Annotated in this window: 12 protein-coding genes; 6 read left to right on the forward strand and 6 right to left on the reverse strand. The window is 64.7% G+C overall.

Going from position 1 to position 15,103, the window contains the following annotated elements; genetic code table 11:
• Window positions 1-165 precede the first annotated feature (165 nt).
• Together ACEN2S_RS14320 and ACEN2S_RS14325 are read right to left on the reverse strand one after the other, a co-directional pair.
• Window positions 166-909 carry an SDR family NAD(P)-dependent oxidoreductase gene (locus ACEN2S_RS14320; RefSeq protein ID WP_441866886.1) on the reverse strand — a complete coding sequence of 248 codons (744 nt, stop codon included), beginning with the start codon at window positions 907-909 and terminating at the stop codon, window positions 166-168.
• Window positions 906-3,191, reverse strand: coding sequence for a bifunctional salicylyl-CoA 5-hydroxylase/oxidoreductase (locus ACEN2S_RS14325; protein WP_441866887.1), 2,286 nt, complete (start codon window positions 3,189-3,191; stop codon window positions 906-908). Before ACEN2S_RS14325 ends, ACEN2S_RS14320 begins: the two co-directional genes overlap by 4 nt.
• A gap of 299 nt (window positions 3,192-3,490) precedes the next feature.
• On the opposite strand from ACEN2S_RS14325, the gene ACEN2S_RS14330 reads away from it, so the two are divergent.
• Window positions 3,491-3,910: an acyl-CoA thioesterase gene (locus tag ACEN2S_RS14330; protein WP_441866889.1), complete on the forward strand. Its 420-nt coding sequence runs from the start codon at window positions 3,491-3,493 to the stop codon at window positions 3,908-3,910.
• 106 nt (window positions 3,911-4,016) lie between these two features.
• On the opposite strand, the gene ACEN2S_RS14335 is transcribed toward ACEN2S_RS14330, so the two are convergent.
• Window positions 4,017-5,753: a Hint domain-containing protein gene (locus ACEN2S_RS14335; RefSeq protein WP_441866890.1), complete on the reverse strand. Its 1,737-nt coding sequence runs from the start codon at window positions 5,751-5,753 to the stop codon at window positions 4,017-4,019.
• Between the two features lie 403 nt (window positions 5,754-6,156).
• Here ACEN2S_RS14335 and ACEN2S_RS14340 point away from each other — a divergent pair, with 403 nt between their 5' ends.
• Window positions 6,157-7,446: an MFS transporter gene (locus tag ACEN2S_RS14340; protein WP_441866892.1), complete on the forward strand. Its 1,290-nt coding sequence runs from the start codon at window positions 6,157-6,159 to the stop codon at window positions 7,444-7,446.
• Between the two features lie 12 nt (window positions 7,447-7,458).
• Here ACEN2S_RS14340 and ACEN2S_RS14345 read toward each other — a convergent pair whose 3' ends face one another.
• Both ACEN2S_RS14345 and ACEN2S_RS14350 read right to left on the reverse strand, forming a co-directional pair.
• Entirely contained in the window at window positions 7,459-8,958 is a 1,500-nt protein-coding gene (locus ACEN2S_RS14345; protein ID WP_441866894.1) for a tripartite tricarboxylate transporter permease, read from the reverse strand.
• 3 nt (window positions 8,959-8,961) lie between these two features.
• On the reverse strand, window positions 8,962-9,420 hold the full coding sequence (locus tag ACEN2S_RS14350) for a tripartite tricarboxylate transporter TctB family protein (RefSeq protein ID WP_441866896.1): 459 nt from the start codon (window positions 9,418-9,420) through the stop codon (window positions 8,962-8,964).
• Between the two features lie 175 nt (window positions 9,421-9,595).
• Between ACEN2S_RS14350 and ACEN2S_RS14355 the strand changes: the two genes are divergently transcribed.
• The 4 genes from ACEN2S_RS14355 (at window position 9,596) to ACEN2S_RS14370 (ending at window position 14,104) form a co-directional block, all read left to right on the forward strand.
• Complete coding sequence (locus ACEN2S_RS14355; RefSeq protein WP_441866898.1) at window positions 9,596-10,555, forward strand: Bug family tripartite tricarboxylate transporter substrate binding protein; 960 nt, start codon at window positions 9,596-9,598, stop codon at window positions 10,553-10,555.
• 165 nt (window positions 10,556-10,720) lie between these two features.
• On the forward strand, window positions 10,721-12,307 hold the full coding sequence (locus tag ACEN2S_RS14360; protein WP_441866900.1) for an AMP-binding protein: 1,587 nt from the start codon (window positions 10,721-10,723) through the stop codon (window positions 12,305-12,307).
• Window positions 12,308-12,361: 54 nt separating this feature from the next.
• Window positions 12,362-13,144, forward strand: a complete 783-nt coding sequence (locus ACEN2S_RS14365; RefSeq protein WP_441866902.1) for an enoyl-CoA hydratase/isomerase family protein — start codon at window positions 12,362-12,364, stop codon at window positions 13,142-13,144.
• 159 nt (window positions 13,145-13,303) lie between these two features.
• Window positions 13,304-14,104 carry an IclR family transcriptional regulator gene (locus tag ACEN2S_RS14370; RefSeq protein ID WP_441866904.1) on the forward strand — a complete coding sequence of 267 codons (801 nt, stop codon included), beginning with the start codon at window positions 13,304-13,306 and terminating at the stop codon, window positions 14,102-14,104.
• Between the two features lie 90 nt (window positions 14,105-14,194).
• On the opposite strand, the gene ACEN2S_RS14375 is transcribed toward ACEN2S_RS14370, so the two are convergent.
• Complete coding sequence (locus ACEN2S_RS14375; protein ID WP_441866906.1) at window positions 14,195-15,016, reverse strand: IclR family transcriptional regulator; 822 nt, start codon at window positions 15,014-15,016, stop codon at window positions 14,195-14,197.
• Window positions 15,017-15,103 lie beyond the last annotated feature (87 nt).

A 15,103-nucleotide genomic window follows, 5' to 3' on the forward strand; every position in this document is an offset into this window, starting at 1 on the left:
CTGCACCGTCTTGCGCGGCCATTCGGGCCCAGCTGTGGCCGACGCCATCCGCAAAGAACCGCTCGGTCAGGGCCGAGGTCATCTCAAAATAGCGCGGGTAGAAAACGATCCCGGCGGGGTCGCAGTGGTTGAATTCGACCTGTCGGCGCAGGGTGAAAGCCTCGGTCATGTTTCGCCCCCGGAGACCGAAATGGCCTGGCCGGTGACCATATCCGAGCCCGGCGCGCAGAGCCAGAGCACCGCCTGCGCCACATCGTCCGGCGGCACAAGGCGGTGCATCGGGTTGGACGCTTCAAGCGAGGCGCGCGCCTCTTCGGGGCTGCGGCCGGTCTTGGCGACGATCGTGGCGATCGAGCGTTCGGTCATCTCGGTGTCAAGAAAACCGGGGCAGATCGCATTGACGGTGATGCCTTTGCGCGCCAGCTCCAGGGCCAGCGATCTGACCATGCCGATCACCCCATGTTTGGCCGCCGCATAGGGCGCCACATAGGGATAGCCCTTCAGTCCCGCCGTGGAGGCAATGGCGATCAGCCGCCCCCAGGGCTTGTTCTGCAAGGCTTTGGTGCCCTCGCGCAGCGTCAGGAACGTGCCGGTCAGATTGGTCGTCAGCATCCGCTCAAAGGCCGCCAGTTCGGTGCGCGCGAAGGGAGCGCTTTCCGAGGCGCCCGCATTGGCGATGACGATATCGGGCGAAAATCCCGCCACCATCGCCACCATTGCCGCCTCGTCGGTGATGTCGCAGACTGTGGTTGAGATGCGCGGATGCCGGGCGGCAACCTCGGCCAGAGGTTCTGGCCTGCGACCGCAGATCAGCACCTCTGCCCCCGCCTCTGCCAGCCGCAGGGCGATGACGGCGCCGACGCCGGAGCCGCCGCCGGTGACCAGCGCTTTGCGCCCCGCGAGGCTCATGACGCCATCGCCTTGGCGCGTTCGGCAAGGGTGATCGCCTGACGGCGACCGCCCTCATAGGGCGCGGGCCAGGCCTGTTTGCTGTCACCCAGAGCCACCGCCGCATGCAGCGTCCAATAGGGGTCGGCCAGATGCGGCCGCGCGAGCAGCACCAGATCGGCACGCCCCGCCATCAGGATGGAATTGACGTGGTCCGCCTCGTAGATATTGCCCGCCACCATCGTTGGCGCGCCGATCTCGTTGCGCAGGCGGTCCGAGAAGGGCACCTGGAACATCCGGCCATAAACCGGTTGTTCGGCCTTGTCGGTCTGGCCCGAGGAGACGTTGATCGCATCGGCCCCGGCCTCGGTGAACATCCGCGCGATGGCCACGGCCTCTTCGGGCGTCACCCCGGCATCGCCCATCCAGTCATGCGCCGAGATCCGCACCGTCATCGGCTTCTCGGCAGGCCATTCGGCGCGCATCGCGTGGAAAATCTCCAGCGGATAGCGCATCCGGTTCTCGAGCGTGCCGCCATAGTCATCGCGGCGCTGATTGGTGACCGGCGAGATGAAGGAAGCCAGCAGATAGCCATGGGCAGCGTGCATTTCGATCATGTCAAAGCCCGAGTCGCGCGCGGCGCGGACCGCCGTGACAAACTCGGCCTTCACCTGATCCATATCGGCGCGGTCCATCGCCTTGGGGATGGTGTTGCCGGGCAAGAGCGGCACCTCGGAGGCCGAGAGCAGCGGCCAGTTCTCGCCCTCGGGCAGCGCCTGATCGATGCCATCCCACGCCAGACGGGTCGAGCCTTTGCGGCCCGCATGGCCGATCTGCGCGCAGATCTTTGCGCGCGTTTCGCCATGGACAAACGCCGTCAGCCGTTGCCACAGCGGCACTTGCTCCGGGCCAAGGCAGGCGCAGCCCGGGGTGATGCGGCCCTGCATGCTGACACAAAGCATCTCGGTGAACACAAGGCCCGCACCGCCTTTGGCGCGCTCGGCGTAATGCACGAAATGCCAGTCATTGGGCATGCCGTCACGCGCCTTGTATTGCGCCATTGGCGACACCACGATGCGGTTGGCCAGCGTCATGTCGCGCAGCCTGAACGGTGCGAACATCGGGCTGCGGCCCGCCTCGCCGCCTGCCTCTTTCTGAAACCAGGCCTCCGCCGAGGCAAGCCAGGCGGGATCGCGCAAACGCAGGTTTTCATGGCTGATCCGCTGCGAGCGGGTGAGCAGGGAATAGGTGAACTGCGTCAGATCCAGCGTCAGATAGCGCTCCACCTCTTCAAACCATTCGGTGGAGTTGCGCGCCGCCGAAGTCACCCGCAGCACCTGCAATTTGCGCTCTTCTTCATAGGTTTGCAGCGCCTGCTCCAGGGGGGTGCCGGCATTCAGCACCTCGGCCAGCGCAATCGCGCTTTCCATCCCCAGCTTGGTGCCCGACCCGATCGAGAAATGCGCCGTCGCCGAGGCATCGCCCAACAGGACGACATTGTCGAAATACCACCGCTCACAGGTGACGCGCGGGAACTGGATCCAGGCCGATCCCCGGATGTGGTTGGCATTGGTCATCAGCTTGTGCCCGCCAAGGTGCCGGGCGAAAATCTTCTCGCAGAGCGCGATGCTCTCTTGCTGGTTCAACCGGTCAAATCCAAAAGCCCTGAATGTCTCCGGGCCGCATTCCACGATGAAGGTCGCGGTATCGGCGTCGAACTGATAGGCATGTGCCCAGATCCAGCCATGCTCGGTCTCTTCAAAGATGAAGGTGAAAGCATCATCGAATTTCTGATGCGTGCCCAGCCAGACGAAATGATTGCGGCGCATGTCGATGTCGGGGCGGAACCGGTCGGCGTAGATCGTCCGGGTCTTTGAATTCAGCCCATCCGCCGCGACAACGAGGTCATGCGAGGCCTTCAGTGCCTCTATCTTTTCCGGCGTGATGTCACTCTCGAACTGCAGCACAACACCCAGCTGGCGCGCGCGCTCTTGCAGCAGCAACAGCAGTTTCATCCGGCCAATCCCGCAAAAACCGTGGCCGCCGGAGGTCATCGCCTCATCGCCGCGCACGGTTTTCACATCATCCCAATACGCGAAATTCTCGCGGATCATCGCCTCCGAGACCGCGTCATTGCTCCCGAAATTGCTCATGGTTTCATCCGACAGCACAACACCCCAGCCGAATGTGTCGTCGGCACGGTTGCGCTCATAGAGCGTGACCTCATGGCTGGCGTCGCGCAGTTTCATCGAGATGGCGAAGTAGAGGCCCGCAGGCCCCCCGCCGAGAACAGCAACTTTCATGGCGCAGGCTTTCCGTTGTTTGGCTTGCCCCGACAGTACCGCACCGTGAATTTATTTCAAGTATAAAATATATGGACTGCCGCAAAGAAAGCATTCGCTTCCCGGAGGTGGTGCTCTGGGCGCTGCCGCGTCTTTGGCGGGCTTCGGGAAAAGCCTTGACCCATCGGCGGATGTTCATATAGTTTAAACATAAAGCAATAATCGGCCCGGCAGCCGCGGTGTGGCGGCTTTCCCCACAGGAACTGCAGGCGCTTGGCCATTGCCCGTGCCGCGATACACAGGAACAAGGACCCCCCCCGATGCCCTTTATGATGTCGAAACCGATGCGCTTTGGTGATTGTGATCTGACCGGGATCGCCTATCACCCGGCATATCTCTCAATGCTGGTTGACGTGAATGAGGCGATGTTTGCCTCGTTCGGGGTGACCTGGAAGGAGCTGATGTTCGAGCGCCATCTGGGCCTGCCGAGCGTCCGGATGCAGATCGAATTCAAGAAGCCCGCAACCTATGGGGATGTGCTTGATTTCAACGTGCATGTCCGCAAGATCGGCAGGTCATCGCTTGATCTCTACACGGTGGTCAAGGTTGGCGACGATGTGATCTGGACGATTGAACAGCTGATCGTGATGACCTCGACGAAAGACCACAAATCGCATCCCTGGCCGGATGATTGCCGCGCGGGGCTGCAACGCTATCTGCACCCGGAGCTTGCCGTGTGAGGGCGCAGTCTTTCGGGGGTCAGCGCTCCTCCGATCTGCCCGAAGGGGCCGTGCGGCCCTGTTCGGCGTGATGCCCCCGTGCGGCGCTTCTGCGCAGACGGGGGCATCAGTGCAGCTGATGCGCTGCTTTGCGCAACGCCCCGGCGGCGAGCATTTCGCAGGCTTTGCGTTTGCGCAATGTCGGGCGCACGTGCGGGCCAAAGGCCGCGTGATCTGCGCCGCAGAGGGAAGGCAGGCGGCGCACCAGATCGACCCAGTTGCGCCGCCCCAACATCCGCTGCGCCATCGGGCCGGGATAGAGGCTCTCAACCGCCGCCCCTTCCGCCGAGAGGATGTGATGGCCGTCGAGGAGCAGGGCGTGATACGTCACCTCTTTGCACCCGCGCATCTCCTGCACACCCCACATGCCCACCAGCGCCTTGGCGGGCACCAGCACGTTTTGCGGCGCATCGGCCTGATGCACGAGCAGATGATGCTGTGGTGAGACGATCAGGGCACGGCAGGGCTGGTCCGGGCCCAGTGCGCCCGCGGGCAGCCGGATCGGGCGCTGCTGCGACCCGGCGTCGGTGAAGGTCACCCGCCGCGCGCCAACCCAGATCAGCGGCAGGGGACCACAATCGCGGGTCAGCACGAGGTCGCCCGCCCGAAGGTCCTCGACCGGGCGGGCGCCGTCCGGCGTGTCAATCCGTGTGCCGCTTGCGAAACAGGGAAAGGTGCGGGCAGCCTCAAAGGAGGTAAATGTGGCGCCGTTGTAGGTCAGGGCGTGGCCCTGCGTGTTCCAGCTGCCATCAGGGTTCTGCGTCCAGCCCGCCGCCGTGGCACTGCTGGCGAAGGCGGCCTCCTGATCGCGGGGAATGTGCAGGACCAGCGTGTCATTGCCCGAGCCGCCGCTGATCGTGCCGCTGCTGTCGCGGTTGGTTGTGCCGAGGATGAGCGTGTCATCGCCGCCCTGCAGGGAAAAGCTCGAGCCAAAGGACCAGTTGTCGCCAAAGGTCCATGTCTCGCTGCCCGAGATGGATCCCGTTACGGCGCCGTCGATGGTGGCACCGTCACCGAAGGTGAAAGTGTTGTCGTTATTGCCGCCGCCAACGGCCAGAGGGCCCGCGATATGGACGTTGTCGCCCGCGATGAAGGTCTGGGTGTTGCCCGAACCGCCAAGATAGATGCCGCCGCCCACCGTCACCCCGTCGCCGAAAGTGGCGGTGTTCACATTCGACGACCCGCCCCAGGTGATGGCGCCATTGACCGCCGTGCCTGCCCCCAGTGTCAGCTCGTAACTCCCATAGCCGCCGCCGATCGCGATGGCGCCGTCGATCACCGCGTTGGGCCCGCTGGTGATCGTGACATCAAGATAGCTGCCGCCCACATCAATCGCCGTGCCACCGGCGTTGCCAAGCGTCGCGCCGTCGCCCAGTGCGATGTTGATGTCATTATGCGCGCCCGCGGCGCCGGAACCTGACAGATAGACCCGCCCGATCGCGGCATTGTCGCCCAAAGTGAGATTGAACTGGTCAAGCGAGGTGCCGCCCCAGGCCGAGGTCAGATTGAAATTGCCCATGTCGACGCCATCGGCAACCACGACATCCGGGTTGATCCCGGCATTGAAAGTTACGGTATGGATGACCGAACTGTTGCTGGCGCTGGCATCGAAATGCACCTGCGCCGAAATTGGCGCTGATCCCACACCGTTGCTGAACGAGAAGCTCTGCGTCACATCCGCCCCGACGACATAGATATCGGCCGGGTTGGTCACCGACAACACCTGACCGGACCCGCTCAGCACGATATCATCAGGGCCGAGGGGGCCGCTGTATCCGGGTTGATAGATGTGTCGGGTTGCCATCCGCTTTCTCTCTGGCGGTGGGGGACCGCACGCCTGACGCAGGGTAACCGCGCAGGCATTCAAAAGTGGTAAACGGCGCCGGATCTGGCTCTTTGCGCCGGGGCTGCGGCGCCGGACCCGCTCCCCTGGTCGCGCCGTTTCGCCGGGCCGCGCTGCACCAAATGCGCGGCGGCCGGCGGCAACACAGGGGTGTGGCGTGGCATCCACGCTCACGACCTCTGTCGCAGGTTTTCTCGGGGTTCACAGAAATCCCGGAGCGGTTTCTCAACAGAAATCCGGTGTCTGCACCGCGCCGCGCGCTGCCGCCGCTACGATGGATCGGGGGCCGGAACAGTTCGCCCTCGCGCGAAGCATCCGAGGCATGGGCCTGTCATACCCGGGGCCAACCCCATGGAGGATGCGAATGAGACGTTCACCTGCGCCCGGCACAGTCCCGTTCTTTGGCTGGCACGTCGTTGCGGCGACATTTCTGCTGGCCGTTTTCGGCTGGGGTGTCGGCTTTTACGGACCGCCGGTGTTCTTCTACGCTGTCGTGTCCCGCACCGGATGGCCGGTGGCGCTGGTCTCGGCGGCGGTGACGCTGCATTTTCTGGTCGGCGCGTTCGTGGTCGCCAATCTGCCCGGGCTCTATCAGCGGCTCGGCGTGCCGCGGGTGACCCTGTTGGGCGCGACGGTGCTGGCCATCGGCATTCTGGGCTGGGCAGTGGCTTCGCATCGCTGGCATCTCTTTCTGGCCGCCACGCTCAGCGGGGCCGGATGGGTTGCGATGGGCGCCGCGGCGGTGAACGCGCTCATCGCGCCCTGGTTCAGCCTGCGCCGTCCCGCGGCGCTTGGCATGGCCTACAATGGGGCAAGCCTTGGCGGGGTCATCTTCTCGCCGCTCTGGATCGTGCTGATCGGCGCGCTTGGCGTTGTCCCGGCCGTTCTGGCGGTGGGGGGCACAATGGTGGCAGTGGTGGCCCTGCTGTCCTTCCGCGTCTTTGCCCGCACGCCGGAAAGCCTGGGGCAGGCCCCGGATGGGGAGAATGCGCCGCCCGAGCCGACCCGCGCAGCCGCAGCGGTGCTCCCGATGGGCCACACGCTCTGGCGGGATCGCCGGTTTGTGACGCTGGCGGCCGGGATGATGCTGGGCCTTTTTGCGCAGATCGGATTGCTGGCACATCTCTTTTCTGTGCTGGTCCCCATGCTCGGCGAAAAGACCAGCGGGCTTGTCATGGGGGGCGCCACGGTGGCGGCGATCGCGGGCCGCTTTGCCGTCGGCTGGCTGATGCCCGCCGATGCCGACCGGCGTCTGGTCGCCTGCCTGAGCTATGGCCTGCAGCTGACAGGCTCGGTGTTTCTGATCCTGTCGGTGCCCTTTGGCAGCCTGTGGCTCATCCCGGGTATTGTCCTGTTCGGGTCGGGGATCGGCAATGCAACCTCGCTGCCGCCGCTGATCGCGCAGCGTGAATTCCTGCCCGCCGAAACGGCACGGGTGGTGCCGCTGATCGTGGCCATCGGTCAGGCGGGATACGCCTTTGCGCCGCTCGCCTTTGGCCTGTTGCGCGCGGTGGGCGGGGGGCCGCAATCGGGATCAGGCGCCATGCTCCTCTTTCTGGGGGCAGCCCTTGTCCAGGGCGCCGCAATCATGTGCTTTCTGCTCGGGCGCAGACGGGACCCGCAAGGTCGCCGCCGCGTTCCCGCGCGGGGATGAGGGGATCACGCCTCAGCGCTGGTCGCGCGCGGGGCGCGCCCTGAGGCCTTTGCAGCCGGACCAGATCAGCAGCAACACCGTCACCACAATGACCGTGGCGCTGATCGGCTCGGTCACGAAAACCGTCAGATCCCCGCGCGAGAGCAGAAGCGCGCGGCGGAAATATTCCTCCATCATCGGGCCGAGGATAAAGCCCATCAGCAGGGGGGCGCCGCTCATCTTGACCAGCCGCATTGCAAAGCCGAGTGCGCCGATCCCCAGCACCACGAGCACATCGAAACTGGCCAGCTTGATGCTGTAAACCCCGACACAGATCAGACAGATGATCGCGGGGTAGAGAAAGCGGTACGGGATGTTCAGCAGCCGCACCCAGAGCCCGACCAGCGGGATGTTCAGCACCAGAAGCATGAGATTGCCGATCCAGAAGCTAGCCACCAAGGCCCAGAAAAGATTGGCATTATCAACCATCAGCTTCGGCCCCGGCGGAATGCCGTGGATCATCAGCGCGCCCAGGATCAGCGCCATCGTGGCGCTGCCCGGAATGCCGAGTGTCAGCGTGGGGACAAAGGCGGTTTGCGCGGCGGCGTTGTTGGCGGCCTCGGGGGCGGTCACCCCCTCGATGATGCCGGTGCCGAATTTTTCGGGATGTTTGCTGACCTTTTTCTCCAGCGAATAGGCCAGAAAGGACGCGATGGTGGGGCCGGTTGCGGGCAGCGCGCCAAGGACCGAACCGAGAAAGCCGCCGCGCAGGATCGGCATCACACTAGTCTTCACATCGTCGCGCTTGGGCAGCATGTCGCGCAGCCGCACGCGGGCCGAGATGGCTTTGTGGTCTTTTTGCAGGACGCTCGCCGCGATTTCGGAAATGCCGAACATGCCCATCGCAATTGCGATCACACTGATGCCGTCAAAAAGGTCCACCGAGCCGAAGGTGAACCGCTGGATCCCGGTGTTGATGTCGGTCCCGACAGTGCCCAGCAACACGCCCAGCACCACGGCGGCACAGCTTTTGATCACCGCGCCCTGTGACATGGTGGTTGAGGCGATCAGCCCCAGCACCATGACCGAGAAATAATCGGCCGGCCCGAACGAGAGCGACATGCGCGCCAATGCCGGGGAAAACGCCGCCAGCAAGACGATGCCGATCGAGCCGCCGATGAAGGAGGCGATGGCGGTGATGAACAGGGCCACGGGCGCGCGGCCTTTCAGGGTCATCTGATAGCCGTCGAGGCTGGTCACCGCACTCGAGGCAGAGCCAGGAAGGTTGATCAGAATGGATGAGATCGAACCGCCATATTCCCCGCCATAGTATATGCCCGCCAGCATGACGAGCGCGGCATCCGGCGAGAGATAAAAGGTCAGGGGCAACAGGATCGAGATGCCGATCATCGAGCCGATGCCGGGCAAGACCCCGACAAAGGTGCCCACCGAGACGCCGACGAAGCAGTAAAACAGGTTCGCGGGCGACATTGCCTGCACGAAACCTGCGCCCAGATTTGCCAACAGCTCCATCGGTCACAGCCCCGCAATCACGGTGATCGGCATGTCGAGCAGCTGAACGAACAGCAACCATATGCCAAGGGCCAGTCCGGCGGACAGGAGCAGCGCTTCGGTCAGCCGGGTCTTGGGGTTGGCGAGGGCGGAGATGGTGCCGCAGGCGATGATGGCCGCGATGAGGCCCGCGCGGTCGATCAGCAGGCTGAAAACGACAAAGGCGGCGCCGATGAAGAGCAGCGGCCGCAGGGCGGGGCGAATCACCCTGTCGGGCGTGGAGAGCAGTCCCGAGATCACCAGCGCGATGCCCAAAAGCGCACCGATCCCCCCGGTCATCAGCGGAAAGAATCCCTCCTGCATCCGGGCAAGAGAGCCGAGGTCCAGCGCGGCGGCGCCGATGCAAAACGCGATGCTGATCGTAAAAACACCAATCCCCGCAAGGGTATCGGTGGCGAGCAATGATCTTGGGGGAGTCCACATTTCAGGTTTCGACCTCGCTGTTGGCGCTGAATTTTCCGGCAGCCCCGCGTCCTCTTTTGCCTGTTTCACCCTGAGTGAGCAGGCCGGGACTTTACAGAGTTGACAACATCCGCCGGTGTTTCCACTGTAGAAATACAATTATAATTATTGCAATACAATACAGGGAACGAAAATGATGATCAAAACACTCCGCACCATCTGCCTCGCTGTACTGGTCGCAACGCCTGCTCTGGCGGCCGATTTCCCCCAGAAACCCGTGCGCATCGTGGTGCCCTACAACGCGGGGGGCGCGGTGGACTACGTCGGCCGCGTGACGGCGGCGGGCCTGTCAAAAGCGCTTGGCGAGAATTTTGTGGTTGAAAACCGGGCGGGCGCTGCGGGCAGCATCGGCATTCAGCATGTCGCATCGGCCAAGCCCGACGGCTACACGCTCCTGATGACCTCGGTCACCAGCAATGCGATCACCAGCGCGATCAAGCCGGACTCCGCCGGATACGACCTCAAGAATGACCTGACGCCGGTCGGGATCGTCGGTCTGGTGCCGCTGCTGTTGGTGGCCGCGAACAACGTTCCGGCAAACACCGTCGAAGAGCTGATCGCCTATGCCAAGTCGCAGGATCTGAAAATGACCTATGCCTCCTCCGGTGTGGGCTCGACGGAGCATCTGGGCGCCATCGTCTTTGCAGAAGCGGCCGGGATCGAGCTGGAGCACATCCCCTACACCGGCGGCGCGCCCGCGATGGCGGATGTCGTGGCGGGGCGGGTGCAGCTGATGGTGGCGACCCTGCCGACCGCCTTGCCGCAAATTGAGGCGGGCATGGTCAAGGCGCTGGCGATCGCGCTGCCCGACCGCGTCGCCAGCCTGCCCGAGGTGCCGAGTGCGCCAGAAGTGGGATTGGACAGCTTCAACGTCGCTTCGGTCTATGGGCTGTTGGCGCCCCGCGACATTGATGCCGCGGCGCTGGAAACACTCAAAACCGCCCTGCACGGCGTGGTGACGGACGCGGCCTTTGCCACCCAGATGAGCGAGCGCGGCATCGTCCCCTCGACCGAGACCCCCGATGAGGCCGCTGCCGCCTATGCCAATGAGATCGACGTCTGGAGCGCGCGCATCGCCAAGATCGAGATCGAGTAAGCGGCGGCTCTGGTCGCCCGCACCCGCCAATGCCGGGGCGCAATCTGGTGCCCCGGTCCGCCATTTCGGCCCCTGTTTGCCCGTGGATCGGGCGGGGCTGCAGCAGAACACCCCCCTGCCTGCCGCATCACGGACGGGCAAGACACCACAATTCAAGGACGGCACATGCCTCAGACTGTACCCATGAACCCGGTGAACGATGTGCTTTTCCGGGATGTGCTCGCCGAGCGGGCACGCACGGAACCGGACGCGCCCTATCTCAGATTTCACGATGAGGTCTACACGATTGCCGACATCAACCGCGCCGCCAACAAGGTGGCCAATGCGCTGCTGGCGCAGGGGCTGAAACCGGGGGACCGCGTGGGGCTGATGCTGCCCAGCCATCCCGACCATATCATCGCGATTTTTGCGACGATGAAGGCGGGCCTCGTGCGGGTGCCGGTCAATGTGCATGCCAAGGGCCCGTCGCTCGAACATTACTTCACCGCCTATGACCTCAGCCTGCTGATCGCCGATGCGCAGTACCGTGCGCCGTTGCATGCGGCTTTTGACGAGGTTGCCGCGCCGCCCGTTCTGTGGCGGGGGAACCAGGGCGCCGCCACGCCGGACAGCTATGAAGCGGTGATCGCCGCGGCTTCCGAGGCCGAGCCTGAGACCCATTTCGGGCCGGATGACATTCTGGCGCTGACGCCCAGCTCGGGCACCACCGGGGCGCCGAAGGGGGTGCTGAAATCCGACCGGACCCTGCGCGCGGGGCCGATGGCGGTGTTGAACATCACCGATGCCCGCGAGGGCGATGTGTTTTTGCTTTGGGAACCGCTGCACCACGGGGCCGGGGTCGCGGTGATCATCGCGGCGGTGCTGGGCAAGGTGACGCTGGCGATGGTCGAGCGGTTCAGCGCCTCGGGGTTCTGGAACGACGTGCGCAAACATGAGGTGACGCATATCCACTATCTGGGCGGGGTGTTGCCGCTCTTGCTAAAACAGCCGCCAAGCCCGCTCGACCGGCAGCACAAGGTGCGCATCGCCTGGGGCGGCGGTTGCCCGCCCGAGATCTGGGCCGAGATGGAGGCGCGCTTTGGCGTGACGCTGCGCGAAGGCTATGGGCTGTCCGAGCTGATCACCTTCGTCACCCTGAACAAGGAGGGGGTGGTCGGGTCCTGCGGGCGGCCACTCGCGCTTTATGACCTGCGGGTGGTCGATGATGCGGGGCAGGATGTGCCGCCCGGCGAAACGGGTGAGATTGTCGCCCGGGCACGGCAGAAAGGGTTGGATTTCCTCGGCTATTTCCGCAACGAGCAGACCGCCCGCGACACCGTGCGCGATGGCTGGCTGCTGACCGGCGATCTGGCGCGCAAGGATGCGCAGGGCTATCTTTTCTATGCCGGGCGCAAGAAAGAGATGCTGCGCCGCCGGGGGATCAACATTTCGGCCTGGGAGGTGGAGACCGTCGTCAACAAACACCCCGGCGTCGCGGAATCCGCGCTGATCGGTGTGCCGAGCCCTCTGGGTGAGGATGATCTGAAAATCGTAGTCAAACTGGTGGATGGAGCGGCGTTTGAACCGCTGGATCTGATCCGCTTCTGCGAGACGCGGATGCCCTATTATCAGGTGCCGCGCTATGTGGAATGTATCGGGGAATTCCCCAAGACCCCCACGCAGCGGATCCGCAAGAAGGAGCTGTCGCGCGAGGTCGAGGGCATCTGGGATCTCGAAGCTACCGGCCATCGTCTGGCCCGCAAGGCCCGCTGAGCCTGCGCCCCCATCTGGCCCGCACCTAGCCCCGCTGCGAAAAGGAGAGACCAAGTGAGCACATTCATCCGGGTGACGCGGCATTCCGCATCCTGCGCGGTGGTCACCATCGACCGCCCCGAAAAGCGCAATGCCCTTGACGAGGCGGCCTGGCGCGCGCTGGCAGAGGCCTTTGAAACCCTCTCGGCCGACGGGGCGGTGCGGGCCATCGTGTTGACCGGCGTGCCGGGGGCCTTTTGCGCGGGGGATGACATTCTGGCCTTCGCCGCGCTGCGCGACGATCCGCAGGGGCGGCAGCGCTATTGGGACACGATCATGCGCGCCTATCGGGCGGTGAGTGCCGCCCCCATGCCGGTGATTGCGGCCATTGAAGGGCCTTGCATCGGAGGTGGTTGCACGCTGGCCCTGCGCACCGATTTTCGTATTGCCGGTGAGCGGGCGGTTTTTGCGGTTCCTCCGGCCCGATTGGGCCTGGTGTATCCGGCAGAAAGCTGCGCGCTTCTGGCCGATGCGGTGGGCACCACCATGGCCAAATACATGCTCTATTCCGGGCAAAAGATACCCTCGGCATGGGCGGTCGCGGCGGGGCTTGCATGGGCTGCCACCGGGGGGGACGCGCGGGCAACGGCGCTGGCGCTGGCCGAGGAAATGGCGCTGAGCGCCCCGCTCTCGGTGCGGGCCTCCAAATTGACCTGTGACGCGCGGGCGCTGGGGCGATTGGACGAGGTGATGCCACAGATCGAGCGGCTCTCGGAACAGGCCGATCAGAGCGCGGATTACCGCGAAGGGGCGGCCGCCTTTGCGCAAAAGCGAAAGCCAAGGTTTACCGGGACATAGCCACGGGCTCTGGCGGGGCAATCGTCGAGGTTGCGCCGCCGGACCTGCGCTGCGTATAAGGGCGGGGCCACTTTCCCGTGGCATTTGCATTGTTGGTAGTCACCCGTCTCAGGACAGCAAGGTCATCGGCTTGAGCGCGCCATTACGAGGCCAGATCGCATGACCGCGAAACCACCGAAAACCGACCGACCCGAGATCGACACCCGTTTGTTCGTGGGGTCGGTGCGCAAGGCGATGCTGGTGATGGAGGCATTCGATCACGAGGAACGGGCGATGACCCTCTCGCGCATTGCCGACAAGACGGGGTTGGGGCGCAGCGCGGCGCAACGCTTTGTCTATACGCTGGAAATGCTGGGCTATCTGCGGCGCGATCCGGAGACGCTGGCCTACCAGCTGTCAAACCGGGCGTTCCGTTTCGTGCGCAATATCCTGTCGGCGAACACCACGCTCGACAAGTCCTTTCACCTGCTCTCGCGTCTGGCCGAACAGACCGGCGAGGCCGTGTCCTGGGTGGAGCGCGAGGAGAGTGAGATTGTCATCATCAGCACAATCCCCAGCCCGAACCGCACCGCCATCGCGCTGCCGGTGGGGGCGCGCTTCAACATTCTGACCGCCGCCTCCGGGCATCTGTTCCTCGCAGATTTGAGCGCGGAACAGGTGCGCGCGCGCCATGACGCTGCGGATGCGCAGACGCGCGCAAGGCTGGGTGATCAGAGCGTGGACGCATATCTTGCGCTGATCGCGCGGGAAAAGGCGCAGGGCTATTCCTTCACCGAAAAGGACTTTGATCTCAGCTCATTGTCGATCTCGGCCCCCGTGCGCGACTTTCGCGGGCGGATGATTGCGGCGATCAATGTCTCGGTCCTGCGGGCGCGGATGCAGCCCGAGGAGGTGCGGGCGCAGCTGGTGCCTTTGCTGTTGCAGACCGCCGAGGCGGTGAGCGCCAATGCGATTGGCTAGCGGGCGCGTCGCCCCGGTGCAGCGCCCCGGTGCGTCGCTCCGGGGCACTGGGCCCGCTGCCGGTGGGGTCGGCGCCGGGCGGGGCGGCATTCAGCGGCTGAGCAGCGCCGTGGCGTCGCGGGCGGTCGCCAGCAACAGCGATGACAGGCGCGCGCCCACCGTGTCCTTTGGGAACCGGCTTTCCACCACCGACAGGTTGATCGCCCCGAGCGCCGCCCCCGTCGGCCCGAAAACCGGGGCCGACAGGGAGACGCTGTAGAGATCTTCGTCCTTGCCGGTCAGCGCATAGCCCGTCGTGCGGATGGCGGCGAAATGCTGCTGCATCGCCTCGGGCGTGGCAAAGGGCAGCCGCGCACGTACAGCCGCCGCCGCGCTTTGCAACAGGCCCTCCGCCAGCGCAGGCTCGGCATGTGCCAGCAGCGCCTGACCGGAGGACGAGGGCAGCGCCGCGAAATGTTGCCCCACCGACAGATTCACATGGCTGAAATGCGTGCTCAGCACCGATTGCAGCACCACGATCTTGTCGCCCTCAAGTTGCACCCAGGCGGTGGTCTCGCCGGTCTTCTCGGCCAGATCCTGCAGGAGGGGCAAGAGGCGCCGCGCCGGGCTTTCGCGTCCGATCAGGCCGCGGCAGAGGTCGACCATTCGGTAAGAGATGCTGTAGAAACGCCCGTCGGCCTCCCGGTGCAGATAGCCCAGATGGTGCAAGGTGTAGACGATGCGTTGCGCCGCGCTGCGCCCCAGCCCGGTCCGCGTCGAGATATCGGCCAAGGACAGGCGCTGCTGGCCCGCTTCAAAAGCCTCCATCACCCGCATGGCGCGTTCGATGCCCGACACGAACAGCCGCGGATCGGCATCCTTGCCCCCGGCATCCGGTTCGTCCTGACCAAGATCCACACCACGCTCCTTCATCACCTGCCAACCGCCCCGCGGTTCCGCAGAATGTCATAGCGAGAAGGCGCGGACCGCGGCAAGGCGAAAGCTCGGGCCGAAGGCTGT

The organism is Phaeovulum sp. W22_SRMD_FR3, assembly GCF_052113705.1.
GTDB lineage: Bacteria > Pseudomonadota > Alphaproteobacteria > Rhodobacterales > Rhodobacteraceae > JBGQOG01.

What these genes read in the sequence shown, in the direction of transcription:
- ACEN2S_RS14320 (WP_441866886.1), bottom strand. Translation starts at nt 909, where the DNA reads ATGAGCCTCGCGGGGCGCAAAGCGCTGGTCACCGGCGGCGGCTCCGGC.
- ACEN2S_RS14325 (WP_441866887.1), bottom strand. Translation starts at nt 3,191, where the DNA reads ATGAAAGTTGCTGTTCTCGGCGGGGGGCCTGCGGGCCTCTACTTCGCC.
- ACEN2S_RS14330 (WP_441866889.1), top strand. Translation starts at nt 3,491, where the DNA reads ATGCCCTTTATGATGTCGAAACCGATGCGCTTTGGTGATTGTGATCTG.
- ACEN2S_RS14335 (WP_441866890.1), bottom strand. Translation starts at nt 5,753, where the DNA reads ATGGCAACCCGACACATCTATCAACCCGGATACAGCGGCCCCCTCGGC.
- ACEN2S_RS14340 (WP_441866892.1), top strand. Translation starts at nt 6,157, where the DNA reads ATGAGACGTTCACCTGCGCCCGGCACAGTCCCGTTCTTTGGCTGGCAC.
- ACEN2S_RS14345 (WP_441866894.1), bottom strand. Translation starts at nt 8,958, where the DNA reads ATGGAGCTGTTGGCAAATCTGGGCGCAGGTTTCGTGCAGGCAATGTCG.
- ACEN2S_RS14350 (WP_441866896.1), bottom strand. Translation starts at nt 9,420, where the DNA reads ATGTGGACTCCCCCAAGATCATTGCTCGCCACCGATACCCTTGCGGGG.
- ACEN2S_RS14355 (WP_441866898.1), top strand. Translation starts at nt 9,596, where the DNA reads ATGATCAAAACACTCCGCACCATCTGCCTCGCTGTACTGGTCGCAACG.
- ACEN2S_RS14360 (WP_441866900.1), top strand. Translation starts at nt 10,721, where the DNA reads ATGCCTCAGACTGTACCCATGAACCCGGTGAACGATGTGCTTTTCCGG.
- ACEN2S_RS14370 (WP_441866904.1), top strand. Translation starts at nt 13,304, where the DNA reads ATGACCGCGAAACCACCGAAAACCGACCGACCCGAGATCGACACCCGT.
- ACEN2S_RS14375 (WP_441866906.1), bottom strand. Translation starts at nt 15,016, where the DNA reads ATGAAGGAGCGTGGTGTGGATCTTGGTCAGGACGAACCGGATGCCGGG.